This is a genomic window from Synechococcus sp. W65.1 (assembly GCF_047461615.1).
In the GTDB taxonomy this organism is placed as follows: domain Bacteria; phylum Cyanobacteriota; class Cyanobacteriia; order Thermostichales; family Thermostichaceae; genus Thermostichus.
Map to the genome: position 1 here is coordinate 1 of NZ_JANSHI010000005.1, position 24660 is coordinate 24660.

The 24660-nt window shown below is 59.2% G+C and carries 29 protein-coding genes; 14 read left to right on the forward strand and 15 right to left on the reverse strand.

Annotation, left to right across the window (positions count from 1 at the left end; translation table 11 throughout):
* Positions 1-17: 17 nt before the first annotated feature.
* The 5 genes from NW806_RS03755 to NW806_RS03775 form a co-directional block, all read right to left on the reverse strand.
* Positions 18-680, reverse strand: coding sequence for a YqiA/YcfP family alpha/beta fold hydrolase (locus NW806_RS03755; protein WP_414410074.1), 663 nt, complete (start codon positions 678-680; stop codon positions 18-20).
* Positions 681-685: 5 nt separating this feature from the next.
* A complete protein-coding gene (gene secG, locus NW806_RS03760) occupies positions 686-925 on the reverse strand; it encodes a preprotein translocase subunit SecG (RefSeq protein WP_414410075.1) in 240 nt (79 codons plus the stop codon).
* 78 nt (positions 926-1003) lie between these two features.
* Positions 1004-1312 (reverse strand): hypothetical protein, encoded by a 309-nt coding sequence (locus NW806_RS03765; RefSeq protein WP_414410076.1) that lies wholly within the window; start codon positions 1310-1312, stop codon positions 1004-1006.
* A 154-nt stretch (positions 1313-1466) separates the two neighbouring features.
* The gene (locus NW806_RS03770; RefSeq protein WP_414410077.1) at positions 1467-2180 is read right to left on the reverse strand and encodes a hypothetical protein; all 714 of its coding nucleotides are present in this window, start codon (positions 2178-2180) and stop codon (positions 1467-1469) included.
* Positions 2181-2225: 45 nt separating this feature from the next.
* Positions 2226-3551 carry an FAD-dependent oxidoreductase gene (locus tag NW806_RS03775; RefSeq protein WP_414410078.1) on the reverse strand — a complete coding sequence of 442 codons (1326 nt, stop codon included), beginning with the start codon at positions 3549-3551 and terminating at the stop codon, positions 2226-2228.
* Between the two features lie 146 nt (positions 3552-3697).
* Here NW806_RS03775 and NW806_RS03780 point away from each other — a divergent pair, with 146 nt between their 5' ends.
* Complete coding sequence (locus tag NW806_RS03780) at positions 3698-4051, forward strand: DUF6464 family protein (RefSeq protein WP_414395426.1); 354 nt, start codon at positions 3698-3700, stop codon at positions 4049-4051.
* Here NW806_RS03780 and NW806_RS03785 read toward each other — a convergent pair.
* The gene (locus NW806_RS03785; protein ID WP_414410079.1) at positions 4048-5502 is read right to left on the reverse strand and encodes a BCD family MFS transporter; all 1455 of its coding nucleotides are present in this window, start codon (positions 5500-5502) and stop codon (positions 4048-4050) included. The genes NW806_RS03780 and NW806_RS03785 overlap by 4 nt on opposite strands.
* Before the next feature lie 171 nt (positions 5503-5673).
* On the opposite strand from NW806_RS03785, the gene NW806_RS03790 reads away from it, so the two are divergent.
* Together NW806_RS03790 and NW806_RS03795 are read left to right on the forward strand one after the other, a co-directional pair.
* The gene (locus NW806_RS03790) at positions 5674-7044 is read left to right on the forward strand and encodes a hypothetical protein (RefSeq protein WP_414410080.1); all 1371 of its coding nucleotides are present in this window, start codon (positions 5674-5676) and stop codon (positions 7042-7044) included.
* Positions 7045-7279: 235 nt separating this feature from the next.
* Positions 7280-8746 carry a hypothetical protein gene (locus tag NW806_RS03795; protein ID WP_414410081.1) on the forward strand — a complete coding sequence of 489 codons (1467 nt, stop codon included), beginning with the start codon at positions 7280-7282 and terminating at the stop codon, positions 8744-8746.
* On the opposite strand, the gene NW806_RS03800 is transcribed toward NW806_RS03795, so the two are convergent.
* The 7 genes from NW806_RS03800 to NW806_RS03830 all read right to left on the reverse strand — a co-directional run bounded on the left by NW806_RS03800 (position 8743) and on the right by NW806_RS03830 (position 14824).
* Positions 8743-9462 carry a class I SAM-dependent methyltransferase gene (locus NW806_RS03800; protein ID WP_414410082.1) on the reverse strand — a complete coding sequence of 240 codons (720 nt, stop codon included), beginning with the start codon at positions 9460-9462 and terminating at the stop codon, positions 8743-8745. The genes NW806_RS03795 and NW806_RS03800 overlap by 4 nt on opposite strands.
* 108 nt (positions 9463-9570) lie before the next feature.
* Positions 9571-10302, reverse strand: coding sequence for an FAD-dependent thymidylate synthase (gene thyX, locus NW806_RS03805; RefSeq protein WP_414395414.1), 732 nt, complete (start codon positions 10300-10302; stop codon positions 9571-9573).
* A 31-nt stretch (positions 10303-10333) separates the two neighbouring features.
* Complete coding sequence (locus tag NW806_RS03810) at positions 10334-11047, reverse strand: DUF4397 domain-containing protein (RefSeq protein ID WP_414410083.1); 714 nt, start codon at positions 11045-11047, stop codon at positions 10334-10336.
* 176 nt (positions 11048-11223) lie between these two features.
* On the reverse strand, positions 11224-12489 hold the full coding sequence (locus tag NW806_RS03815) for a bifunctional sterol desaturase/short chain dehydrogenase (RefSeq protein WP_414410084.1): 1266 nt from the start codon (positions 12487-12489) through the stop codon (positions 11224-11226).
* Positions 12490-12613: 124 nt separating this feature from the next.
* Complete coding sequence (locus NW806_RS03820) at positions 12614-13183, reverse strand: DUF192 domain-containing protein (RefSeq protein ID WP_414410085.1); 570 nt, start codon at positions 13181-13183, stop codon at positions 12614-12616.
* A 373-nt stretch (positions 13184-13556) separates the two neighbouring features.
* A complete protein-coding gene (locus NW806_RS03825) occupies positions 13557-13919 on the reverse strand; it encodes an FHA domain-containing protein (RefSeq protein WP_414410086.1) in 363 nt (120 codons plus the stop codon).
* A gap of 86 nt (positions 13920-14005) precedes the next feature.
* On the reverse strand, positions 14006-14824 hold the full coding sequence (locus NW806_RS03830; protein WP_414410087.1) for an SDR family oxidoreductase: 819 nt from the start codon (positions 14822-14824) through the stop codon (positions 14006-14008).
* 119 nt (positions 14825-14943) lie between these two features.
* Here NW806_RS03830 and NW806_RS03835 point away from each other — a divergent pair, with 119 nt between their 5' ends.
* Together NW806_RS03835 and NW806_RS03840 are read left to right on the forward strand one after the other, a co-directional pair.
* Positions 14944-15435 carry a YajQ family cyclic di-GMP-binding protein gene (locus NW806_RS03835; protein ID WP_414395400.1) on the forward strand — a complete coding sequence of 164 codons (492 nt, stop codon included), beginning with the start codon at positions 14944-14946 and terminating at the stop codon, positions 15433-15435.
* A gap of 133 nt (positions 15436-15568) precedes the next feature.
* Positions 15569-16249 carry a DUF3318 domain-containing protein gene (locus NW806_RS03840; RefSeq protein WP_414410088.1) on the forward strand — a complete coding sequence of 227 codons (681 nt, stop codon included), beginning with the start codon at positions 15569-15571 and terminating at the stop codon, positions 16247-16249.
* Positions 16250-16253: 4 nt separating this feature from the next.
* On the opposite strand, the gene NW806_RS03845 is transcribed toward NW806_RS03840, so the two are convergent.
* Positions 16254-17207: an asparaginase gene (locus NW806_RS03845; RefSeq protein WP_414395391.1), complete on the reverse strand. Its 954-nt coding sequence runs from the start codon at positions 17205-17207 to the stop codon at positions 16254-16256.
* A gap of 136 nt (positions 17208-17343) precedes the next feature.
* Here NW806_RS03845 and NW806_RS03850 point away from each other — a divergent pair, with 136 nt between their 5' ends.
* From NW806_RS03850 to NW806_RS03865, 4 genes are all read left to right on the forward strand, one after another.
* On the forward strand, positions 17344-18102 hold the full coding sequence (locus NW806_RS03850) for a sirohydrochlorin chelatase (protein ID WP_414410089.1): 759 nt from the start codon (positions 17344-17346) through the stop codon (positions 18100-18102).
* A gap of 66 nt (positions 18103-18168) precedes the next feature.
* Positions 18169-18933: a uroporphyrinogen-III C-methyltransferase gene (cobA, locus tag NW806_RS03855; RefSeq protein WP_414410090.1), complete on the forward strand. Its 765-nt coding sequence runs from the start codon at positions 18169-18171 to the stop codon at positions 18931-18933.
* Positions 18930-19718, forward strand: coding sequence for an ABC transporter permease (locus NW806_RS03860; protein WP_414410091.1), 789 nt, complete (start codon positions 18930-18932; stop codon positions 19716-19718). The genes cobA and NW806_RS03860 overlap by 4 nt, the downstream gene beginning before the upstream one ends.
* Positions 19719-19803: 85 nt before the next feature.
* Positions 19804-20502, forward strand: coding sequence for a response regulator transcription factor (locus tag NW806_RS03865; RefSeq protein ID WP_414410092.1), 699 nt, complete (start codon positions 19804-19806; stop codon positions 20500-20502).
* Here the strand turns inward: NW806_RS03865 and NW806_RS03870 are convergent.
* Positions 20482-20745: a sulfiredoxin gene (locus tag NW806_RS03870; RefSeq protein WP_414410093.1), complete on the reverse strand. Its 264-nt coding sequence runs from the start codon at positions 20743-20745 to the stop codon at positions 20482-20484. The genes NW806_RS03865 and NW806_RS03870 overlap by 21 nt on opposite strands.
* Positions 20746-20957: 212 nt before the next feature.
* Here NW806_RS03870 and NW806_RS03875 point away from each other — a divergent pair, with 212 nt between their 5' ends.
* The 5 genes from NW806_RS03875 (at position 20958) to NW806_RS03895 (ending at position 24613) form a co-directional block, all read left to right on the forward strand.
* Positions 20958-21299: a hypothetical protein gene (locus tag NW806_RS03875; RefSeq protein WP_414410094.1), complete on the forward strand. Its 342-nt coding sequence runs from the start codon at positions 20958-20960 to the stop codon at positions 21297-21299.
* Positions 21299-21799 (forward strand): ABA4-like family protein, encoded by a 501-nt coding sequence (locus NW806_RS03880; RefSeq protein WP_414410095.1) that lies wholly within the window; start codon positions 21299-21301, stop codon positions 21797-21799. The genes NW806_RS03875 and NW806_RS03880 overlap by 1 nt, the downstream gene beginning before the upstream one ends.
* 110 nt (positions 21800-21909) lie before the next feature.
* The gene (locus NW806_RS03885) at positions 21910-22680 is read left to right on the forward strand and encodes a hypothetical protein (RefSeq protein ID WP_414410096.1); all 771 of its coding nucleotides are present in this window, start codon (positions 21910-21912) and stop codon (positions 22678-22680) included.
* Between the two features lie 66 nt (positions 22681-22746).
* Positions 22747-23169 (forward strand): archease, encoded by a 423-nt coding sequence (locus tag NW806_RS03890; RefSeq protein ID WP_414405098.1) that lies wholly within the window; start codon positions 22747-22749, stop codon positions 23167-23169.
* Between the two features lie 13 nt (positions 23170-23182).
* A complete protein-coding gene (locus NW806_RS03895) occupies positions 23183-24613 on the forward strand; it encodes an RtcB family protein (RefSeq protein WP_414410097.1) in 1431 nt (476 codons plus the stop codon).
* Positions 24614-24660 lie beyond the last annotated feature (47 nt).

Consider the following 24660-nt stretch of genomic DNA (forward strand, 5'->3'; position numbering starts at 1 on the left):
CCAAAACGGCAGATAGGCTAGGAGGGCGTTTCCGAAGGCAACTGGGACCAGCCACAGAAGCGGCTGACCACCTCCCAGAGGGTTTCTAGAACATCGGTGAGGGCATGGTCACTCTCCACAGCTACCAGTTGCGCCCAGGGGCGATGGGCGACGTAGTTGCGGCTGGCTTGGATGGGGATGACTTCGTCGCGGGTCCCATGCACAATCAGGGTGGGCACAGGCCGGCGCAGTGCCTCCTCGGGGTAGCGCTGGGCATCGGTAACAAAGTCATAGGCCAAGGGCAGCGGCCGCCCTTCTTGGTGGTGAAAGACCAGCATTTGCCCGCTGCGTTGCCAAGCTTCCACGGCTTCAGCCCCTAGCCGCGGCAGCCAATGTTGCAAGAAGCCAAAGGCCGGTGCCAGCAACACCAGCCGTTCCACGCAAGACTGCTGCTCAGCTACCCAGGCAGCCACTACACCTCCCAGGCTAGAGCCAATCAGGGTAACAGGAGGATGCCCCATGGCAGCCAACTGTTCAGAAACTTGCCGGATCTGGCGAGAGAGATTGAGCTGGGTAAAGTTGCCTTGGTTGAGATCCGGCACCTCCAGAGGGATCCCAAGCCGCTGCAGCCGCTGGCGGAAAAAGGCAGCCTTGGCTGATTGCGGCCCCGAGCCAAAGCCGTGCAAGTAGATGACTGCCACGCTATTTATTGCCCTGCGCCTGTGGAGAGCCAGCCTGCTCCCAGCACCACACTGATGGAGAGAAAAAGGGTAGCCACCGTCCAGGTGAGGCGGTTCAGATTTTGCTCAGCACTCTTGGGGCTGGCAAACAACTGGGCTTGCCCGCTAATGCTCGCCAGACCATCTCCCTTGGGGCTGTGCAACAGCACCAGGATCACCAGCAAAATAGCCGAGGCAGACCAGAGAAACTCGAAAAAAGCTTCCATTGCCGAGGATCCCACTAGGGCACATTGCTGGAGTTATTATCACTCGGATTCCAACTCTAATGCACCCTGGGCCTTCCCCTAGCTAACTTTAGGGTTGTGCGCTCGACTCAGCTCGCAAGGTTGGAGCTGAGCCTCCTCGACTTTGTCGGTCACTAGAGGGGCGCCAAAGCAACCCCTGGCTACTGGGTTGAGCAAGCTTGGCACTTGACGGATGGATCCCTGGCGCAAGCAGGAGTGCAGGCGACGCAGCAGGAAGAAATCCGCCTCGGAACAGCCATCTTGAAATAGCCTCAGGTTCAGCTCGTGTTCTTGAGCAGCGGTAAGCAGACCAGTCCTCATAGCTGCTTGGATGATCTGCTGGATGGCGGTTGCCCTAGCTTCGCTCATAGCAGAGGTGCTCCCGGGGGAGGTCTTTGTCTATTCTCGACAAGAGCTCCTGCTCTGGGCTCCGCTAAATGGCGGATTGAACGTCTGCTCACAGGGGCTGCCCTTGTAAGCTCCAGGGTTACGAAAAGCCCCCGGCTTGAGCGGCGGGGCAAAGCTAGGCCGCCTGCCCCTTCAACTGCTGCAGGGATCGGAACAGGAGAACCACATAGACCCAGAAGATGGGCACAACGGCTGTGGCAGCGGCAGCCGCAACCATGCTCACCCCAAAGTCGCCAACATCAGCCACAACTGCGACAAATCCAACTATCAATCCACCCGCAAAAACAAGAATCAAGCCCAGGACCAGAAGGGCCCAAAACACGCCCCACCAACGACCTTTGACGAGATTCCAACTGTAGCGCAGCCCTCCTGTAGTTCCTTGATTTTCTAGAGCAATGGCACAAGGTGTGAGGGCCAGCTTAACCCCTACATAAATGCCTGGGATGATCAGAAAGATGGAGGCAAGGGAAGAGAGGAGTGCTGCTAAGAGGGTGCCCAGAACTAGAGGCACTGCCTTCGAGACAGCTCGGTCGAGGCTGTTGCCCAGCAGGGGAGCTTGCCGCTTCAGGCGCTGATCCACCAGCCACAAGGCTGCTCCGCCTAGGATCGGTGCAACAACAATGCCATAGGTCAGTTGGAGGATCCCCCCGAGAAGTGGGGTCAGCTCCGGGACGATGGCCAGAATAAAGTTTGGAGAGGCCAGGATCAGCAGCGGCCAGTAGATGGGACCTACCAACTCAAACGACCGCTGCAGGAGCGGGATTGGGCTAAGGGTGGCGTTCTGCATGGCGGAGGGATCCCTGTGGGCGATTAAGTCCACCCCCTTCATACCACAGGATCCCAGCTTTGGTTCCGGGAGTAGAGTTAAGAAAGTCTACAAGGCCGATTTTTGCAGGATCCAGGCCGCTGCCTGTTCGCCGCTGCGCAGGGATCCCTCGATGCTGCTCTGGTGAGTGTACTCTCCAGCCCAGAGAAGGCCTGGCAGGCCGCTATGGGTGGGAACCAAATGCTGCTGGAAGCTAGGCGGCTGCAAAAACTGGGCAAAAGGGATGCGATACACCCGCAGCAGGCGCAACTGTTTCAAGGGGGCTTTGGGAAAATAGACCTGCAGCTCGGCCCGACAGGTTTGGGCCAGCTCCTCGTCGCTCAAGGGGGGATCCCCCAATACGGTCACCGAATAGAGGTGTTGGCCAGGAGGAGCCAGTGCCGGGCTGATGCGGGTGAGCTGAACCCAGTGGTTGATCCAGCCTTGGCCGCTGGCGTTGAGGTACAAGTAGGCGCTGCGGGCCAGAGAAAAGGGAGCGCAGAAGTAGAGGCAGGTAACCGACCGTCCCTGGGTGGGGATGGGCATAGCGGCGTGGGGACAGAGCTCGGCTTGCCAGGACCGCGCCTGAGGGGCCTCGGTGGCGCAGACTACCCACTCGGCAGGGATCTCCTCTCCGCCGGCGGTGCGGATCCCGCGCACTCTTCCTTCCTCCACCAGGATGCGCTCCACCGGGGTTTGGTAGCGGATCTGCTCTGGGGAGAGGTGGCTGGCCAGTTGGCGGGCAAGTTCTCCCATGCCCAGCGCTGGGGTGACAATGGCTCCCTCGGCCATCATCTTGAAATAGAAGGCCAAGAGACGGGCACTGCTGGCCAGCTCTGGATCCAGAAGAATGCCGCGGAAAAAGGGGTAGAAGAAGTGCTGGCAGATCTTGGCGGAGAACCCGTACCCCTCTAGGAACTCTCGCACCGAGCCATCGGATCCCCCCAGCCCTTCCTGGAAGACCTGCTCCGGCGTGCGCTGCGCCAGCTCCGCTCGCAACTGCAGCACCTTGAGCTTGTCCCCAAAGCTAGCCAGGGGGTTGAATAGGGAAGAGACGAGGCTGGCTGGATCCCGCAGCGGATCCCCTAACAGCCAGCAGCGACCGGATCGGGCCAGGATAGCTCCCGGACGGTAGGGGCAGGGGTTAAGTCTGATCAGATCCAGGTGCCGCCGCACCTGAGGGTAGGCCGTAAACAGCACCTGAAAGCCGCGATCCAGGCGAAAGCCCTCCACCTCGTCGGTGCGCACTCGGCCCCCGGGGCCGTCGCTTTTTTCCAAGACTAGGACATCCCTCCACCCCGCCTGACTCAGCACCTTGGCGCAGGTTAAGCCGGCCAGCCCCGCCCCGATAACCACTACTTTGCCCATGCTCTGCCGGGATCCTTTCTCGCCCACGTATTCTAGCTGCCTCCTTCTCTCACCTGAGCCGTCCAGCCACCCCGGGAAATCCACTACACTGAGTAAAGCTGGTAGTACAAGCCAGCCTGCGTCCATCCCTTCGTTTGCCGAGCTGTTCTCCAGGCTGGCTGCCGCTGTGCCCTATGGCTTCTGTCAACCCAACCTTGCCCATTCAGTGGATCGATGCCGATTCGGGAGAGGTGGTAGACGAATGCCCCTGGGAAACCAGCCCCCATCCGGGCACCTACGTTCAACTAGCCGAGCAGCACTACCTGGTTTTAGAAAAGCGCCACTCCTACCAGTTGCGGCAGGGCAAATATCACCTCTGTGGCATCCGCGCCCTCATTCGCCCAGTGAGCCCACCCCCTGAAGCAGGCCAGTTTTTGGGGGATCCCTCCTGTCGCTTCAATGCCCGCTCGCCCCTGTTGCGCTGCGCCGTTAACCCCAGTGGGCCCTGCCAGGGTTGCCCGCACTACGAGCCGGTGCCACGGCGTTAGCCCTCTAACTCAAGCGCTAGCACTTTGGTGAGAGCGCGGCTGGTGTTTTCCCGAAACTCCGCTACGCTCACCCGGCCCAGCAGATACACTGCCAGCAACATCACCCCTGCCTCCACTCCAAAGACAGTGGCATAGGCCAGCACCGAGGAAGTGGGGAAAAGTAGCCGCCCCAGATCGAGCAAAGCGCCGCCAATGAGGGTAGAAAGCGCCTGCGACATCGCCTGGGCCAAGCCCCACGCGCCGATGAAGGTGCCGGCGGTTTCTGCTGCTGTCAAATCCAACATTAGGCTAATGGCGCCGTTGGTGGTGATCCCTGAGGCTAAGCCGAACAGGATCATACATAGCTGCAGCAGCTGCGGCTTGCCTGTAAACCCTGCGGCAATGGTCAGCCCAAAAGAAAGGGCCACCAGCAGGCAGCCCAAGCGGGCAGTCGTCTGCTTGCCCAGCCTAGGCACGATGAGAAAGCCAGTCACCACAATCCCTACCAAGACGCCTATACTCCAAAAGGCGTTGAGCTGGGTGCTCTGGGCTACCGTCATGCCAAACACCTCGCCGCCATAGGGCTCGAGAACCGGCTGTTGGATGAACAGGCCCATGGTCATCAGGGTCAAAAAGCTGAAGAAGATCAGAGTTTGGCGGCTGGCGGTGAGCACCTTGAGGGCCGTGCCCAGGGTAATCTGATCCTCCCGCCCGGCCAAGGTGGAACGGGATCCATAGCGGGAATAGCGCTTTTCTACCCCCCAGGTAGCAATGACCCCCAGCAGGATCACCACGGCAGGAATGACGATAAAGAGGCGGTTAATCGTACTCTGGAGATTCTCTAGATCCAGGCCGCGCAGCAGCACCGCCGAGCCAATCGCTCCCCCGGCAATGCCCAACATCAGCATCGACCAAACGATCCCCACCAACTGGGAGCGGTTGTGCTCATCGGAAACGTCCACCAGCAGCGCCGCAAAGGGCGTGGAGCAGGCACTGAGGCAAAGCCCGTAAAGAGCAAACATGAAGGCGGCCAGAGCAATCCAGCCATAGGTGGCCAGCGACCAGCCACTTCTAGCAAAGCTCTGCCCCAAACCCCACACCACCTGCACCGCCAAAAAGATGCACAGGGCAAAGAGCACCGATCCCAGGCGCACATAGCCGCTGCGGTGCGTCCCAAACAAAGGCTTGGCATCGGAAAGTTGCCCAAACCAGACGCGGGCCGGAGACACCAACTGGTGCATGGCCAGGGATCCCCCTGCTACCGTGGCCGGGATGGCCAAGAGATTGGGGTCGATCATGACCCGGTTGAGCACCCCCAGCGTCAGCAGCGACATCATCCCCAAGCCCATCTGAAATAGGCCCAAGCGAAACATGACGTGCAACGGCAAGGAGGGGATTGCCGGCTGGGGGTTTTGGGCAAGAGCCGAAGCAGCCGACAAGTTGACCTCAGGATCCCGTTGAAGATTGGCCATGATCTGGGAAAGTTGGCAGGAGCGCTACAATTTCTATCATGGTAGCCCAGGTGGCTTGGGATCCCGGCAAAAGCATGGGGTTGCCAAAAGTGAAACCGCCACGTCCTCTCCCCTTTTGGGAGCTATTGTCAGGGTATAGTCCCCCAATTTCCAATCCTCAGGAGTATTGCTATGCGCGCCCCCATCCCCTGGCTGCTGAGTTCACTGAGCTGGGTGGGCATTTCCCTGGCCGGAGCAGCCCTCGTCCCTACACTGATGGTGTCCACCTCGCAGGCAACCCCTATGGATTTTCCGCTCCACCAGTCCCTTTCTTCCCCCACTCCTTCAGAGTGGGCGGAATACTTGGCTTACAGGCAGGTCATCGACCGGACGATCTCCATGACCTGGGATCCGCAAGCGCGAGCCTTGGCAAAGCAGTATGGGCTGGATATCGTCAACATCACCTGGGAAGATACCGGACGCCACAAGGGATCTGCCCTTGGCCCCAACATCAGCGACATGACCATCCAGGTACAACAGCTCAACCCCAGAACGGGTCACTACGAGCTGAGCTTGATGCCGGTGATCCGCTACCCCAACTTTGCCGATCTGTCTGCCGACCTGCCCCTCGACAGCCTACAGGTGCTGGTGGGCAACGAAAAAGGAAAACCCCTGCAACCCGTGTCGTTGCGAGAGCTGCTGGGGAATCTGCGCCGCTACTTACATGATCCCGGCTCTTGGGCCGGCAACCGGAACTCCCTGCTGGCTCCACGGGATAGCCATGTGTTGGTGAGCGCCCAAGCTGCCTTTTTGCCTATCCCTGCCGGGGGCTCTGCCCAATTCAACCCGGTGTTGTTCAACTACCAATCCTATCCCGGTAACCCAGCCGTGCTGGCAATCTTGGCCACCCGCGAGGGCACCAGCATTACGGTGATCGAGAACCGCACCGAAGATAGGGTGGGCGGGGCTATTTGGGGCCAGCGCCTTTTCTTCAATCAGAACGGTGAACGGGCCAGCCTCACCGGGCAGCGCCTCAGCGATTTTCGGGCCGAGCAAGCCGCCAACCCAACCCCCAGAGATCCCCATTCGGCGGAAGTAGCAGAAGAAGCCCTGAACCTGGTGATGGTGATCCAAGTACCTCTCCAGCAGCGGCAGCCGCCGCGAAGGGAAGTTGAGGATATCTCTGTCAGTTTCGGACCCGCAGCCGGCCTGGCCGGCCTCAGCAATGTAGAAGCCGCCGTCATCGGACATGGGCCGGTGGAAGGCCCCTTCACCGAGATCAACAACCTGGACATCGAGCGAGATCCCCGCTTTCCCATTCGGGTCACGATCCAGTTCTACAAAGCCACCGACAATGGTGTGGTCTCTGCTGAAGACATGGCCCAAATTCACCATCAAATTGCCCGCGTCTATCGAGAGGCCGACTATGTGGGCAGCTTGGTGATTCAGCGGGATACAGGCCGACCTACGGAGTACGACCGCGACGCAGAGACAGAGCGCCCCTTTCCCTTTCCTTGGTTTCCTTGGCGGCTTCCTTGGTTTCCTTGGTGGCCGCGACGCTAGGGCCTGCTGCGCATTTTTCCCACAACCTGCCGCCAGGTAGCAACATCTTCTCGCGCCTGGGTTTCTCCACTACACTGACTACTGACCTGACGCCAAGGGGAATGGGTGTCGGCCCGATATCCTCGGCAAGGTCAGGGTCTGCAGAGACAGTTGCCAAGGTCTCATTTCTTGAGGCCATGGTGCTTGTCTGTGCCAGCTCTTGCCCAAGGCAGTGGGGAGTTTTTCCTGCAACCCTATGGCTGAGGCAGTTCCCGTTCGGCGCTACGACCTGTTTGTGCAGGCTTCCCGGCTGCTGCAGCGCTACCGGCAGCTCACGCCGGAACTGCGTCCCATAGGGCTGGAGGTGGCCCTGGCCATCCAGTATCACCGCGCTCAGGCCGGATCGGGATCCCTTTTGCCGCCGGTGGGATCTCCCCATGGCCTGCCCCTGGAGCAGGTGGCCCAGCGCATTTGTGACCCGTTTTACACCAAAGCCCACCCTCTCTTACCTACGCTGCCAGAGACAGGGGAGCCCCTGGTGTGGCCGCTGTTTAACCAAGGGGAAAATGGCCTTGTTCGGCCTCTGGCGCCAAGCAAAGTGGGGGGCAAATTGGTCGAACGCCGCTGGCTCAAAGCCTGCAACAGCCAGGAAGGCATTGGTTGTCATGCCCTGGCCGCCCACTTGTGGCAGGACGAGCGTTTTTTAGCAGCAGACCGGGATCTGTGTCCCTTTCGCCTCTACGACGGGCGCTACCCCCTAAGCGTGGACCAAGGGCGGCAAACCTGTGGCTTCGACGACCATCCCTGTGGTTGGCAGCCCGGCCACCCCAAAATGCTGCAGGTGGTGGGCAAGGGCAGACAGGCCGAGATCCTGCTTCCCCACTGGACTGACGCGATGTGGGCCATGCTTATCCCACCCCATCGCCCTCTACCCATCTATCCTCTTCTGGTGATGCTCTACTTTGGCCAGGAGACTCTGCAAAAGGGGCGGGATCGCCTTTCTGTGGAACAGTTTCGTTTAGATTTTCAGTTTAGCCACTCCCAACTCAAGCTGTTGTTTGACACCCACCCGGAACACCCTCTCAACCGCCCTCTGCTTGCCCTGGCTGCGCAGCCGGAGGTGGAGTGGGGAGCCGTCGAGCTGTTGCCCTCTATGCCACCCCTCTTGCACCAACCTGCAGGGGGTAGGGTGGTTTTAGATCCCGACGAGCCGCCCCAGTTTTGCAGCAGTGGTATCCCTTCCTCTGCCGGAATAGACCCGCTGATGGCAGAGCGCCGCCGCCGGCGTCAGTTGGAGCGCAGCGAGCGCCACAACGAAATCTTGCACCAGTTTCGCCGCTGGTTCCGTCTGGCTGGCTTGGAAGTGCGCGAAGACCAGCACACCTTTGACTTCTTAGCGGTTGCAGACGGGCAGCTGCTTTTGGCCGAGGTGAAATTGCTACACCACAAAGATGCAGCAGAGGTCATGCAGGAGGTGGTGGGGCAGTTGCTCTACTACGAGCGTTTTGCCCTCACGCCTTGGCTAGAGCAGGGCTTTTCCGTCCAAAAAGCCGCCGTTTTTGACGGGCCGCCGCCGGATCCTTACATCCGCTTCCTTGAGGACCTGGGCATTGCCACCTACTGGATCAACGAGCAGCAGATGATCGATGGGCCGGAAAGCTCGCTGCGGCTGCTGCGCCAGATGGCAGTGCGGGTACGGCCGGATCCCGAGTTGGGAGACTAGGCCAACGCATCTTTCCTAGGACTAGCTACTGCCAACAGAGACAGGCCAAAGGGCAGGGGGAACTTGGGGATCAAATAGGCTTCTGCAGCAAAGATCTCAGCTAAAAGCCAGTTGACCCAGGGCAAGGGCATCTTCAGATCCTGGCTCTCCCTGAGGCGTAGGCTCTTTTGGGCTAGGCGGATCCCTGCTGCCAATGGAAAGAGAAAGCTGTTGAAAAAGGTAAAGATATAAGTTTCCAAGCCGACGCTTTTAAGTAGGGAGCGAAGTTGTTCCGGCGTGTAGCGTCTCTTGTGGTGATTGAGTTCGTCGTGGGTACTCCATAGCCAGGGGTAGGCCGGTACCGTAATCACCATGTAGCCAGGGGGCTTTAGCCTCTTGGTAAGGGCTTCCAGAGCCGCTTTGTCTTCCTCCAAATGCTCTAGGACATCCAGCAGAGCAATCAAATCAAATTGTTGAGAACCAAAAGGGATCCGATGTGGCAATTCCCCTTCGGCCACAACTCCAATTCCACGGGCCCGGGCAATAGGCAATGCTATCTCGCTTCTTTCCACTGCGAAGACCTGGCCAAATTGAGACAACATTTCCAGGTTGCCACCGCTGCCACAGCCGACTTCCAAAATACAAGCTGCGGGAGGAAGAGGGATCCTTGCAATAACCTGGCGGAGAATGCGGCGACGGCCCAGAAACCACCAATGCCGATCTTCTAGGCTCGCCATTTGTTCATAAGCTTTGGGATCCATAAACCCCTATCCAAAAGGCGAGGTTAAAGCTCAGGGAATTCTAAGCCTTGACTCTAGGCTTTGTAGGGCGTTCTCATCCAATTTCTAAGGAGATAGCCTAGCCTTGCCCCAGCGGTGCTTGCGGTACCACGCCGCAATGTGCGGGCACCACGCTTCAAAGTGGGGCCAAATCAGGTCGCACAACTCCCGAATTTCACGCTGCGCATCTGCCTTGGCACGTAGATCCAAAAAATGCATCAAACTACGGCAGTTAAAACTCACCACGAAGTGCTGCCGAATGCCGTAGCCTAAAACGCAGCGAGCATCCTCAGGTGGTACACCGCACTCGGTTACCAAGCGGCGGTAGGCGGCCACTTGGCTGCGGTATTGCTCTAGCACAATGCCTAGCGCCTCTGGGGAGATGGGGCAAACTCCCTCGCGGGTCTTGGCCTGCCCCTCCTTGATGTTGGCGGGGACATAGAACACCTGCTCCAGTTGGTCAGGGCTGGGATCGGATCCCAGTTCCAGAAGCTGCTTCCCAGTGTACCGAAACGACTGCACATCGAACGACACCCCAATACGGTGCGTGCGCGCCTGCTGCACCACTAAGTGCGGAAAATACCCCACAGCAAACGTAATCTGCGGATGCTCCAAAGGCCCATAATGCCCACGGTCACCCTCCAATAGGTGCCGCACCACCGCCTCACCGTAATTGGCCGGGACGCGACTGGCAGCCGTAACGTACTCCGCACTGTAGTCCTGGTGCATCGCCAGCCAGATCACCCGCTCGGGATCTGGGGTTTGGCTGAGCACCTCCACCCGGAATAGGGTATCCACTGTTACTTCCCGAAGTGTAGGAGGAAGACGCCTAGAGAAGGCGACGAGCCCGCGTTTCTTCCGCTAGCACCCCACTCAAGCTTGGATTGCTACGCAGCAACCCTGCCACATAAAGGGTATAGACTTTGCCTGCCTCCAATTGCAGGTCAAAGCGTTGCAGGGGGATCCTGGGAGCGACGGTGAACACCTGGACTTGGGTAAAGCCGGGGCGCATCACCTGAAAGGTAGAAGCCTGCCCAAAGGCCAACTGGGGTATCAGCACTCGTCCCCGCTCCCCTTGCCATTGCAGAGGGGGCGCGTCGGGGGCAGCGTGGACAAACCGCACCAGGGCCTGATCGAACAGGGGGTTAATATTGTCTTCTAGTACCAAGGCCGTCACGCGATTGGGCTCGTCAGCGGCCACCACTGAGAACACTCCCCCACCTCTAAAGTTGGCCACCGTTTTGGCCACCACCTGAGAAGCCGAGGACGTCTCGGGCGTTGCAAGCAACAGGATGTCGTACTCTCCTGTCGGCAAGCGGGTATACTCGCTCACCAAGCCATAGGCTACACTGCGCGCTACCTTGACGCCCCCCACTTCCAAGTCAAGGGGAGGGGTATTGGGGGCCACATGTACCAGGCGCACCTGAACCTCGGCGACCCCTGCAGCGGCTATGGGGATGGCACAACCGGACAAAAGCCCCGGCATCCAGGCGCCACCCACTAGGCAAAGCACTGCGCGCGCCCACTGTTGCGCAATTTTCATCGCTCACTCCTACTCCTCACACCCAACGTTCATTTGGAGAGCGAGCTGCTGAATTCTCCAAAAGGGCATTTTCGCTCCCCGAAGGGATCCCATCCTGCTGACGCCAAAGAACCTGCTTTTGTCTTACTCCACCTTTGCGCCCAATGCCATAAGCTGGCTAGGACTTGCCCAACTCCCTAGATTGGGATCCCAGCGCTGGGATCGGGGACGGCTAGTGGAGAAGAGCGGCGGCTGAAGAGCCGGAAATAGGTGCTGACGGCCAACTCTTTCAGCGGGAAAAGTAGGTAGGTGAGGGGATTGATAGTGACGATGATGTTGCGGCAGTCGCGTTTGGCCTGGGCCAGGATTTGGGCGGCCACCCAATCCCCCGACATAACTCCAATCGGGTTGAGCTGGCTCTTGAAAGGGCCAAGGATAAGCTTGCGCACCACGCAGGGAGCATCGAGACGGCGCAGGGTCACCAGGTTGCCCAGGGCCCGTTTGGAGAGCTCGTAGAGGGGGCTAAAAGCAGGGCTGGCCTCGGCTTCGGAGGTGTTCACCCAGACCTCTTTGGTGGCCATTTCCCGATTGCTGCGCACCGTCTGGAAAAATAGCTCCATCAGGCGCCATGCCGAGAAGGTGTTGACGGCATAGGACTGGCGAACCGATTCGGGATCCCGTTGCCTATGGACGTTTAGGCCGTGGTTGATGACCAGGATATCGACCTCCTCCAGGAGCTCGGCCAGGGATCCCTCCTGCCCCACCTGCCAGCGAACAGTCGGCACCGGCTGGAGTTGTCCGTCCACTTCAATGGAAACCGAATCCGCATGGGAGCTGAGGGCGATGACTTGGGCCCCATGGCGGGAAAAGTGCTTCAAGAGGGCCCGGCCCAGGGTGCCAGAGGCGCCAGTGATGGCCACGCGCTTGCCTTTAAAGGAGAGACTGCTGCCCATGATCCGATCCAGCAAGGTTAGGGTGCCGCAGAAGTAGGCGTTGGTGTCGTCGAAGTGGTGCCGCCAGTGGTAGGCGCGGTTGACATGCCACTGGCTGGGAGGAGCAGGGAAAGGCCCTGGCTGGTGGGTAATATCCGTTTGCAGAGCTAGCCCGCAGCCCCGCAGCAGGCCAGCAGCTAAGAAACTGGCCGAGTAGACCACTCCCACCGCCGCTGCCAGGCCGTACAGCCAGGATCCCTGTCCCAACAGCACCACCCAGGGGATCCCAGCCAGAAGCATCGTCGCCGCTTCTGGGACGTCGTGGTGCCACTGGGATTCCCGGTATAACTTTGGGTCTACCACGCTGAGATCGGGGCGAAACAGGCGGTGGTGCAGGGTGTGTTTGGGCATCAGCCAGGGCCACTGGTGAGCTAGCCAATGGCGCACATCCCGCACAATCTCGGCCCAAAGCACACAAGCCAGGGCCACAGCCCCGACCCCCAGCCACTGGGCTACGCTGCTAACCTCCATAGGGCTTTGCTGGCAGTAGCCGAACCATCCTGAGCTCGCCGTCGCCTCTTTGCATCAGCGACCCCTAGGAAGAATCATCGCAAAGAGGCCATCCCAATCGCAATCAAGACGGCAGACGGGATCCTCAAGGGGTTCTGGGCGAGAGCTCGCGGATCTCAACCGTATCTCCAACTTGCAAGCCCAAGGCCGCTGCCGTCCCGCCACGGAACTCCAGCACGCTGTCCACTAGCTGGCTGGGGGGAGGCCCATAGGCAGGGCAGGGCAGGGCGGGACAGCCGGGCACATTGGCGGCGATGTACACCACCCGGCCTTGGTGGAGAAAGATAATGTCCAGGTTCAGCGGTGTGTTGAACATCCAGAAGGCAGCCGGCTGGGGTGGGTCGAAGGGGAACCACATGCCGCGATTGGGCGGCAAATCGGTACGGAACATCAGGCCCAGCCGCTGTTGCTCAGGGGTGCGAGCCACCTCCAGCTCAAAGCGCCGACCGGCAAGGGTTACTTCTGCTTCCACGGGCAGGTGCTGGGGCTCTCCTTTAGCGGGGGCAGCGTTGGCAACAGCTGCCGTCCCCTGGGCTTCCAAGGATGAGGATCCCCCAGCGGCACATCCCAGCAGCAGCAGAGCCAAGCCTAAGGCAATCCCGCCCACGGGGACAACCTGGTAGGAGCGCCGACCCCTCTGTGACTGCCAACTCATCCGCTCTGAGAGACCTACGAAACGCTAACAAACACTCCCATGATCCATGACTGGTAGCAGGCTCAACGCCTACCGCGCCGCCAGAGGGATCTCCACAGCCCTCACCTCCCGTCGAGCTGACAGTGGTTGCTCCTTGCCCTGGATAGAGCCCACAGGCTAGAGACGGAGCCAACTTTAGCCCAGGCAAAATGCCTAGAAAAAAGGCACCTGCCAGCTTACTAGCTTAGCTAGTCCACGTCAAGGCAGAAGGTGCGTTGGCGAAATTGCACATTGTGCCACAAGGTAGCGAATTGTCCGGCAACTCCGCACCGCTGTCGCGAACGAGGACTAGAGGAAAACCCTCAAGAAGAAGGCAAACCCAATAAAGGTCAAGCTAGGGGTTCTTGACGATGTAGGTAGCCTTGGCGTCTGGACCAAAGCTGATGACATCTCCCGACTTAAGCTGGTGGGTAGAGACTTTCTGGCCGTTGATCAACAGGCCGTTGGTGCTGGGCCGGCCCTCCAGATCCCCGTCCAGTATGCGATAGGAGTATTCTCCCTCCCGTTCAGCAGGGATGCGCAACAGCATGGCATGGTGGCGGGAGGCGTACTGAGAGTTGAGACAGATATCGTTGGCCAGGTCGCGACCGATAAAGTACTTTGCAGCCGTCAGCACCTGCGTGCGGCGTCCATCTCGGTCTTCCACGATGAGAAGATGCTGCTGAGCACTTGGAGGAGAAGGCACGGGGTCTACCATAGATCCTCAGGATCCTTCCGCTGCAACTGGCAGGGCCTACCATGCCTATAATACCCGCCTCTGAACTGGCGAAGTTGAGCCTAGGATCAGTCGGGCAAACTTTGCAGCAACGGACCAACCCAGCCAGGAAAGAGAGTGTAGGCTGCTACTGCCCACTGGGCCATGCCGACGACCACTTCTGACTTGGAGTGGCAGACAGCCTCCCAGATGGCTGCGGCCACCTCTTCGGGCTGGCTAACCCAAAAGCTCTCCAGGGCCTGCTGCATTCGCTGCCGTGCCCTGCTTGGGTGGGTCAAGTTGTCCTCTCCCGGCTCCTCGAGAAAAATGGCCCGCTTGAGAAAGTTGCTGTTGACCAGGCCCGGATGGACACCGATGACCTGGATGCCGTGGGGTTGCAGCTCTAGACGCAGCGCCTCCGTCAGCCCGCTAACTGCATACTTGCTGGCACAATAGGCAGCCATCTGAGGCAGGGGCATTTTGCCACCTATAGAGCCGACGTTGACAATCTGGCCTCTTTTACGCTTCAGCATGTCGGGGAGCACTGCCCGGATGGTGTGCAAATAGCCCCAGAAGTTAACTGCCATCAGCGCCTGCCAGTGTTCCAACGTCGTCTGCAGGAAAGGGCCACTCAGACAGATGCCGGCGTTGTTGATCAGGCAGTCGATGCGACCATAGCGCTCCAGGGTAGCCTCGACCAGCTTTTGCACCTGATCCGGCTGCGTCACATCGGTAGGGACAGCCAATACTTCCGCATTGAGCTTTTGCTCCAGCTCGATAGCTGTTTGCTTCAGGGTTTCGGCCGTGCGGGCAGCCAGTGCCAGGCGGTAGCCACCGCGGGCAAAGGTAAAGGCAGTTGCCCTGCCGATACCCTCGGAAGCGCCTGTAATTAAAACAACGTCGCCCATCCTGCTGCTTTGCTAACTCGAGGAGGAGCGGGAGTCTCCCTTCCTCTGTTGTAGCCTCTCCCGCACCTGCGAAGCCCTTGATAGGCTTAAACTACGGAACGCCAGTGAAGAGAAGGGCTATGGCCTCCACCCACTCGTTTGATATTGTCAGCGACTTCAACCGGCAGGAGTTGGTGAATGCGCTAGACCAGGTTCAGCGGGAGGTTAAGCAGCGCTACGACCTCAAGGATACCCAGACGGAAATTAAGCTGGAGGAGGGATCCCTGACCATCACCACCGCCAGCGAGATGGCTCTCAACTCCATTCGGGATCTTCTCCTAGCCAAAGCAGCTAAGCGGGGCCTCTCCCTGAAGATCTTCGACTTTCAAGCTCCGGAAAGTGCCGCTGGCAACCGGGTGCGTCAGGTAGTTCGCCTCAAAAGAGGCATTGACCCGGCGTTGGCCAAGCAGATTGCCAAGCAAATCCGCGACAACTTCAAGAAGGTGCAGCCTTCGATTCAGGGAGATCTGGTGCGGGTTTTCGGCAAAGACAAAGATGAGCTGCAGGCGGTAATTCAAATGCTCAAGCAGCAGGATTACCCGGTGGCACTGCAGTTTGTCAATTACCGGTAGCAGGGCAACAGTCCCAGTTCGCGTAGCCCCTTGGCTCTAGGCTTTTTGGGAGCTAGCCCCCAGAGAAGACCAGAATCCTTTACCATAGGTAGGTAGTGATCTCCATCTCCAACTGCAGCTCTACCGCGCCGGTATGTACACCATTTCTGAGTTCGATCGCCTGATCCAGTTTCTCCCGGTGGAGATCCGACCTGAGGTGCAGATCGAGATTGGAGCCCCTGACCAGTCTCGGGTTGTGCAGCCGCTCTGGCGCTTCCCCTGGCAGAAGTACACCCGCTTTGCCATCGACCTTAGCCGTTGGCAGAAGCTGAGCCCTGATCAACAGAAGATCTACTTTTTGCGGGAAGCCGTGATGGCCACCGAGCTGGCCTTGGGAGACAACTGGTCGGCGCTATTGCTGTATCCTGCTCTCATTGGAGCAGGCACGATGGGCATCCTGGTGGAGCTGCAGATGGGGGACAACCTTGGCGTGGCTCTGGCCTCTGGTTTGGCGGCGTCAGCAGTGTTCCTTCTGCGCAAAGCGGAGAAAGGCCAGAAGGCCCAGGTGGCAGCCGACGAGTTTGCCGTGCGCTATGCCTCCCAGAATGGCTACACCTCCGAACAGGCAGCTTCCATTTTGCTAAGTGCGCTGCAGCAGGTGGCTATTCTAGAAGATCGCGTTAAAACTGACTACGACACCACCATGCGCCTCCGCAACCTGGAGTTTTTGGCGCAGCGAGGCCTGGGAGCTGGCACCCTGACCATCAACCCCAAGTACCGCAACAAGGGGCAGAGCTCCATCTCGAATCCCTTCCAAAACCCTTTCCAGCGCTGAGGGCTCAGGGCATACGCAGTTCCCCTTCCACCTCAAGGCGGGTGTAAGGGCCAATGGAGAGGAAGCGCTCCCCTAACATTTCGGCAGCAGCAGGCTGAATCCAGCCCATACGCTGCAGCAGGTGCAAAGCCAAGGCATATTTGGCCCGCGCTGCCCCATCCTGGACCTTGATGGCCAGGCCCATCCCCTCTCCGACGCGTCCAATGCACTGGATCCCCTCGGCGCCGGACTTGCTGACCAGCTCGCCTTGGGCAGCTCGCATCAACTCGGTGTCGAAACATCCCTCGCCCGCCACCATTTCCGGACAGTGGGTCATGGCGCGGACAATGGCTTCCAGCTCAGGCCGCTCTCCTGCAGTTAGTTGAGCATACAGGTAAGCTAGCTGGTTAAGTTGCAACTGGTAGGTGGGCACGCCGCAGTCATCGCGGGCAAATAAAAACTCTTCCGAGGGCATTTGCAACAAGTCGGCCAACTTAGCCCGCACCAGAGCCTGAACGGGGTGTTGCCGCTGGGCGTAGTCCTGCAAAGTCCAGTTCTGGGCGCGGCTTGCTAGCAGCATGCCAGCGTGCTTGCCGGAGCAGTTGTGGCACAGTGGGCTGGGCTTGCCGGGTGGGGTGGGGCAGACCAGCAGCTCGGGGGAAAGATCAGCGCGCCAGAGCATGCTGAACACTTGCCGCGCATGGGCCGTAGTGCCCTGATGGGAGGCGCACATGATGGCGATGTCTTTCTCGCCAAGCCGATAGCGCTCGCGGATGCCCGTGGAGAGCATGGCCAGCGCCTGAAAGGGCTTGAGGGCAGAGCGGGCAAAGACGGGTGTGGTGCTTTTGCCGGCTACGGCCAGGGAGCGCCCGCGGCTATCGGCCACCACGGCTTGGCAATAATGGGTAGATTCGGTCAAGCCCTCCCGCAAAACGTGGATCAGCAGTTCGGGGGCAGTGGAGCGGTTCTCAAATGACATGAAACCCTGGGAAAGGGCCGGCGAGTCTAGAAAAGGGGCGTGTACATTATCTCAAATCATACGTCCAGATCTGGCGCGAAACCTTGCCAGTAGGGAGCAAAATGGAACAAGTGCGTCTGGATCCCTAAGCTCTGTCATGTCTTCACCTCCCCTGGTGTTTTTGGTCTGTCACGGCAGCCGGGATCCGGAATACCAGCAGGCGGCAGCGGAGTTGCTGGCGAGGGTGCGGCAGCAGCTAGCTCCTCAAGTGGTGGAGCTGGTTCAGTTGGAAGGCAAGTCCCTGGGCCTGGCGGAGCAGATTCACAGGTACTTGGCGGCTCGGCTGCCCAGGTGCGACAACCCAGTGGTGTTGGTATCGCTCTTCATGGGGAGGGGAGCCCATGTGGAGGAGGATCTGCCAGCGGTGCTGGAGGAGCTTCGGGCTCGCTGGCCCTGCCTAAAGCTGCTGTTGACACCGCCGATTGGCCAGCATCCAGCCCTGCTTGATCTGGTGGCAGCGCGCGTAGCAGCGGCGCAGCAGTTGGGGGAGTTGATCCACGCCTGGATCCTGTTCGGCCATGGCAGCCGTCTGCCCGAGTTTGCCGCCCAGCTGCAAGCTGAGATCCAAGCTTTAAAACAGCACCTGCTTGGGATCCCGATTCACCTGGCTTTTGCCGCCCAGCCTCCTACGCTAGAGACCACCGTCGTTCACTGCTTGCGCCTTAGCCAGTACCGCCTGCGGGTGCTGCCCTTTTTCCTCTTCCCGGGCAGCTTGCTGCGCTCCTTACAAGACCAGGTTCAGCGGTTGCGGCGGCAGTGGCCCTTGTTGCAGCTTGAGCTGGAGCCACCCCTCTGGCGCGATCCTCAACTGCTGCAGGCCATTGTTGAGACGGTGCGGACGGCCTGTTCTCGCTAGATGGGCTGGTCAAAGCCGTCTTGCTTAAGCAAGATGGATCTTTCCAAGAGGCTGTTGGGAGACAAGATGGGCAAAGTGTATCTGGTGGGGGCAGGGCCCGGAGATCCGGGCTTGCTGACCGTTAAGGGCAAGACCCTGCTTGCCCATGCGGATGTAGTCATCTACGATGCCCTGGTGGGATCTCCCATCCTGGATCTGATCCCCCCCACAGCAGAGCGCATCTATGCTGGCAAACAGCGGGGGGCTCACACCTTGCCCCAGGAGCAGATCACGGCCCTGCTGATTGAAAAAGCGCAGACACGAGCTGTAGTGGTGCGGCTCAAGGGCGGGGATCCCTTCATCTTCGGCCGGGGGGGCGAGGAGATGCTGGCCCTAGTCCAGGCGGGGATCCCCGTGGAAGTGGTGCCCGGGGTTACTGCAGGCATTGCCGCCAGCGCCTATGCCGGGATCCCTCTCACCCATCGGGAGTTCAGCTCCTCAGTTGCCTTTGTTACCGGCCATGAGGCGGCAGGGAAATACCGCCCCCGAGTCAACTGGCGCGCCTTGGCAGGAGCGGTGGAAACGCTGGTGATCTACATGGGGATCCACAACCTCGGCCATATTGCCGCTGAACTGTTGGCTGGGGGGAAAGCTCCCGATACGCCGGTGGCCTTGATCCGCTGGGGTACCACCCCAGAGCAGGAGGTTCACCTGCTGCGTTTGGACAGTCTGGTTGTGCAGCCGCCGCCGGTGTTGCCCCCGGCCATTGTGGTTGTCGGAGCGGTAGTTACTCTTGCCAACTTCTTGCCTGCCTTGCGTCCACTAGATCCCTTGCCAGCAGGGTCTTCATGAAGGCTTTTTTGCGCAAACTGGCTGCCCTCTGCTCCGCCTACTACGCCTATATGCTGGAGTACCGGGCGGAACTCCTTTTGTGGGCGCTGGCTGGATCTCTGCCTCTGATCATGATGGGGCTCTGGAGCGAGGCTGCCCGCGCAGGGAACTTCTCGCTCTCTTCCCTGGAGTTCATCCGCTATTTCCTAGCGGTGTTCCTGGTGCGCCAGTTTAGCATCATCTGGGTCATCTGGGACTTTGAGCAGGAGGTGGTCGAGGGCAAGTTGTCTCCCCGCCTACTACAGCCTCTGGATCCCGCCTGGCACCACGTGGCCAGCCACCTGATGGAACGCCTCGCCCGCCTCCCCTTTACTGTGGCTTTAATTGCCCTCTTTTTCCTACTCTATCCCCGCGCTTTTTGGATCCCCTCTTGGCAACAAGTGGCGCTGGGATCCTTGGCTATTCTCTTGGCTTTTGCCCTGCGTTTTCTTATGCAGTACACGCTGGCGCTGCTGGCCTTTTGGGTAGAGAGGATATCAGCCCTGGAGCAATTTCACTTTTTGGTGTACTTGTTCCTCTCGGGGGTGATCGCCCCCTTAGAAGTGTTTCCGCCAGCGGTGCGCCAGGTCTTAGGCTGGACGCCCTTTCCCTACTTGGTGCATTTTCCCGCCAGTCTCTGGGTAGGGCTCCCCCAGGACATCCTGCGCGGCTTTGCCATGGGCATGGCCTGGCTGGGGCTATTTTGGCTGGTCAACCGTTGGCTCTGGTGGAAGGGTCTGCAGCGCTACTCGGGAATGGGGGCTTAAGAACTGCCTTGAGCCGCCGCAGCTATTATCATGGGCTAGGGATCTCCAGCTTGGCTGCCAGTCTTCGGCTCCCCCTCAGGTCATCATGAAGCGCGTCCTAGTCGTAGATGACGATCCCATTTCCCTCAAGGTTCTGAGCCGCCATCTCAGCCAGCATGGCTATCGGGTTCGCACAGCCACTTCCGGCAGAGAAGGATTGCGCCTGTTTGCTGAAGAGCAGCCGGATGTGGTGGTGTCAGATGTGGTGATGCCGGAAATGAATGGTTTCGAGTTCTGCCGGCAGCTACGCCAACAGCGAGGCGGCGAGCTTGTTCCCTTTATCTTTCTCTCTTCCCGTGGCGAACTAGGCGACCGCATTCAGGGGTATGAGTGGGGAGCCGACGACTACATCATCAAGCCCTTTGAGCCCCTGGAATTAGTGGCCAAGATTGAGGCGCAGATTGAACGATCCCGCCGCACGCAATTGGAGATCCTCCGTCTCATCTGGCAGCAGAACTCCGCTAAGGCTGATGTTGCCCCTCGCCCCCGCTTGGAGGAGCTCAACCTAACCCCCGCCGAAGAGCGGGTGTTCCGGGAGGTTATCCAGGGCTACACCAACAAGCAGATTGGCGAAAGGCTATGCATTAGCCCGCGCACTGTCCAGACCCACTTGACCAATATTCTCAGCAAGCTTTCTCTGGAAAACCGCTCCCAGCTGGTGCGCTTTGCCTATGAGCAGGGCTACGTTTCTCGAGAGGAAGGAGGCAACAAAAGGATCCCTCCCTCAGGCCAAATGAAGTCTTAAAACAGCAGGCGTGGCCCTACGCACTCGACATGGGATCCGATCCCTGCCCAGGCGGACAAAGGCCTCGTAGCGGTGGCAGCCCGAGAAGCTGTAGTACTTTCCCTCCACCTCTAAAACCTCAATTGGCTCCTGCAGGCCTATTTCCTGGATGGAAGCCATCAGCGCCTGCACCTTCACCGGATCCGTCTGCCGCGGCAGCGGACGGCGAATCTGAGCCAGGGGAATCTCGCGAATCTCCACCATGGTGGGTCTCTTCTCAGTTCGGCTTCTTCATCATACTCGTTATGAGTTTATCTTGTCAGCCCTTGGCGGAGAGATAGACTCTGAGAGCAAGGCATGGCAGGATAGCACCAGCCTGGACTTATGAGTTGCGCTGGAAGCTAAGCCATATGTGGCAACTCCTCAAAGTTCTGTGGGGAAAGGTTGCGGGTCAACTTCCCTCTGCCCCATCCAAGATGCCGCCAGATCTGCTTGGCAAAGTGCCGGTTCAGCAGCCTTCTCCCCAGAAGGCCCCTGCTGCGGAGGCTACCCCCAAGCCTACTTGGGAAGCTGCTGCCCCCAAGGTCATGGCAGCCCAGCGGGTTGAGGAACCCAGGGAGTTGCTGAGATCCCCCGACGCGGAGGCAGGAGAATCCGGCATCGGCCCAGCTCAACCTACCTCCACAGCCAAAAGCATCAGCAATCTCTGGGCCATGGGCGATAGCGGATCCCGGATTTCCCGCATTGCTGCCGCCAGCAACAGTAGCCTTGCTGTCAGCTCTATTGCCAGGGCTGCTGGGCCGATAATGGATAGGTAATGCTGGGGGTTCCAAGCATGCTGGAGATAGTCTTTAACGCAGCCAACTGGTTTGCGCTGCCTTTTTGGGCCTTGATGATCCTGTTGCCGGGTTGGAAAGTAACCCGCAGGGTGATGGAATCGCTCTTGCCCATTGCCCTTTTGGCAGCAGTCTATCTCTACCTTCTGGCTGGCGGGTTTAGCACAGCGACTCTTAGGGAGTTTTTCAATCCCCAGCTATCTCTGAGCAATCTAACAGCTCTATTCAGCCAGCCCTCGGTGATGGCGACGGGGTGGGTTCACTACATCGTCATGGATTTGTTTGTGGGACGATGGATCTTCTTGGAGGGGTGGGAAAAGCGGGTTTGGACAACCCATTCCCTGCTGCTGTGCTTGTTTGCCGGGCCAGTGGGCTTGCTCTCCCATCTGCTTACGGTGGCAGTTGTCCAGGCACGCCGGCAAAACCAGGCGCAAGGAAGGACTCAAGAGACAGAAGTGCCGCAAGAGTTGGCTAACTCCTAGGGATAGGCTCCATCGAATAGGGATCCAGGCTCGCATAGCAAGAGGAAGTTCTGTGAGGCTAGGATATCAGGGGTAGGAGCCCTCGGCCTTGAGGCCAGAGGAACTGCTTGATGAGGAGTGGAGGCGTAGCTTGGTTTTTGCGTCCTCAGCGGTGGCTGTGGAGCGGCCTTGGAGCAGCAGCCCTTGTGGCCCTCACGGCTGGGGCTAGCTGGGCACGGCTTTTGTTGGAAGTGCGCATGACCCTGGGCCTGCCCATTAGCCCTAACTACTGGTACATGGTGGCCCTTAGCCGAGCCGGTAGCCCTGGTCCCACTGCCAACCTGGTAGATCCCAATGTCCGGGTCGGGCCCAACGAGTACACCTTTGTGCGTGACTGGGACTACCTGATTCGGGTTACCCCCCTCAACGAGGAGTCCGTTTTGCAAGCTACCATCCAGCGCTTTGGTGAGCAGGAGCGAGAGTTTGCCGTTGGCTTTAACCAGGTGCGGGTGGAGCGCGTTAACCGGGATCGCGACACCCTTAGGTTCCGGATTGACCTTTCGGAGCTCCAAGGTCTGGACGGGCAAAACCAGGATATCCAGGTGGCTTTGCTCACTGCCCGCGCTCCTTTTCGCGTTGCTCCTGAAGAGACCAATCTGGCCATTGATGCCACCCGCGGCGAACTGCCCAACTACTATCGCCTTAGTCTCTCCAACCAGCGGCAGGTGGTTGTCGACAATCCCCAGCGCCAAGAGACCATGCGCCGCAGCCGTGAGTTACTCCAGCAAAGTGGATCTGGAAGCGGCCTCACCCGCGAGCTCATTGAGGGAGGAGCCCTGGAGATTTTGGCTGCTAACATCCTCACCTTTGAGCTACGCCTTCTTTCCTCCTCCAGTTTCTAGAGAGAAACTTTAATCTATCCAGGTGGCCTCTGGCTTTGGCCTGAGAATGAGAGCAGGGGGACTGCCGTGGTGCGGGCAAGATGGGAGCACTTTGAACACATGGCCGACATTGGTGTGCGCGGCTATGGGGCAACGCCGGAGGAAGCCTTTGCCCAGGCAGCTTTGGCCCTGACTGCGGTGGTCACTAGCGTGGATGAAGTAGCTCCCAGAGAACACCTAGAGATCGAGCTAGGAAATGCAGGCGATCTGGAACTGTTGTTGGTGGATTTCCTGAACGCAGTGATCTACGAGATGGCCGTCAGAGGCATGCTCTTTGGAAAAGTCGAAGTGCACCTGGCAAAAGAGCATCTCAAGGCCAGCCTGTGGGGGGAAAGAGTTGACCCTGCCAGACACCGACCGGCGGTAGAAGTTAAGGGGGCAACTTACACGGAACTCAAGGTAGCCCGAGAGGGTGAGCTTTGGGTGGCCCAGTGCGTGGTGGACGTGTAAGGGGAGGCAACCTATGGATATCAAGAAACTCGAGCGTGTGGATGAGACGGTCTGGCGCATTCCTCCAAAAGGCAGAATGCGTGTCCCGGTCTTGATCTTTGCCGACGAGGAGTTAATCCGGGAAATGGACGACAAAGTGGCCGAGCAGGCTAGCAACGTGACCACCTTGCCAGGGATCGTTGGAGCCTGCTACGTGATGCCAGACGCCCACTGGGGTTATGGCTTTCCCATCGGTGGGGTGGCGGCCTTTGATGCGGAAGAAGGGGGGGTGATTTCCGCCGGCGGCGTGGGATTTGACATCTCCTGCGGCGTGAGAACCTTGCGAACCGGGCTAAAGCGCGAGGAAGTGGAGGAGATGGCAGAGCCCCTAGCCAATGCCCTGTACGCGAGCGTACCGGTAGGGCTCGGCAGCCGCAGCAAGATCTCCTTGAGCGACAAAGAGATGGAAGCTATGCTCGAAGGCGGAGCAGAATGGGCTGTTGCTCAAGGCTACGGCAAGAAAGAGGATCTGGAGCGCATCGAAGAACATGGCCGCATGCGCGGAGCAATGCCGAGCGAAGTCTCCGCCTACGCCCGTGAGCGCCAGCGGCGCGAGATGGGAACCCTCGGTTCGGGTAACCACTACCTCGAAGTCCAAGTTGTTGACGAGATCTACGATCCCGAGATTGCCAAAGGCTTTGGCCTTAAGTCGGGGGAAGTGGTGATTACTATCCACTGCGGCTCCCGTGGCTTGGGTCACCAGATCGGCACTGAGTACTTGAAGAAGATGCAACAGGCGGCTAAAGAACACGGCATAGAGCTACCTGATCGCGAGCTGGCCTGTGCGCCCTTGAAGTCCAAAGTGGGGCAAAGCTACCTGGGAGCGATGCGGGCGGCAACCAACTGCGCTTTGGCTAACCGCCAGATCATCACCCACTGGGTGCGCGAGGTGTTCGCTGAGCTTTTCCCCAAAGCTGAACTCGACCTTATTTACGACGTCTCCCACAACACCTGTAAGGAGGAAACCCACGAGATAGAGGGGAAAAAGCGCCGCCTGTTCGTTCACCGCAAAGGGGCAACGCGCGCTTTTGGGCCTGGCCACCCAGAGCTTCCTCAAGCTTTTCGCTCTATCGGTCAGCCCGTCATCATCGGTGGCTCCATGGGCACGGCTTCCTACATTCTGGTCGGCACCGCGCAAGGGGAGGCCCTTTCCCTCTCCTCAGCCTGCCACGGCGCTGGGAGGGCGATGAGTCGCAACCAGGCCCTCAAAGCCTGGACAGGGCAGGAGATTATCGAACAACTGAGACGGCGCGGCGTCATCGTGCGCAGTCCTTCTTTGCGGGGGGTAGCTGAAGAAGCGCCCCAGGCCTACAAAAACGTCGACAAAGTGGTGCGCGCTGCCGAACAAGCCAAGATTGCGAAACTTGTAGCGCGCTTAAAGCCAATTCTGTGTATCAAAGGCTAGCTATTTGCTGAAAGGGGAAGCTATTTTTAGGGGCTTAATGCCCTTTT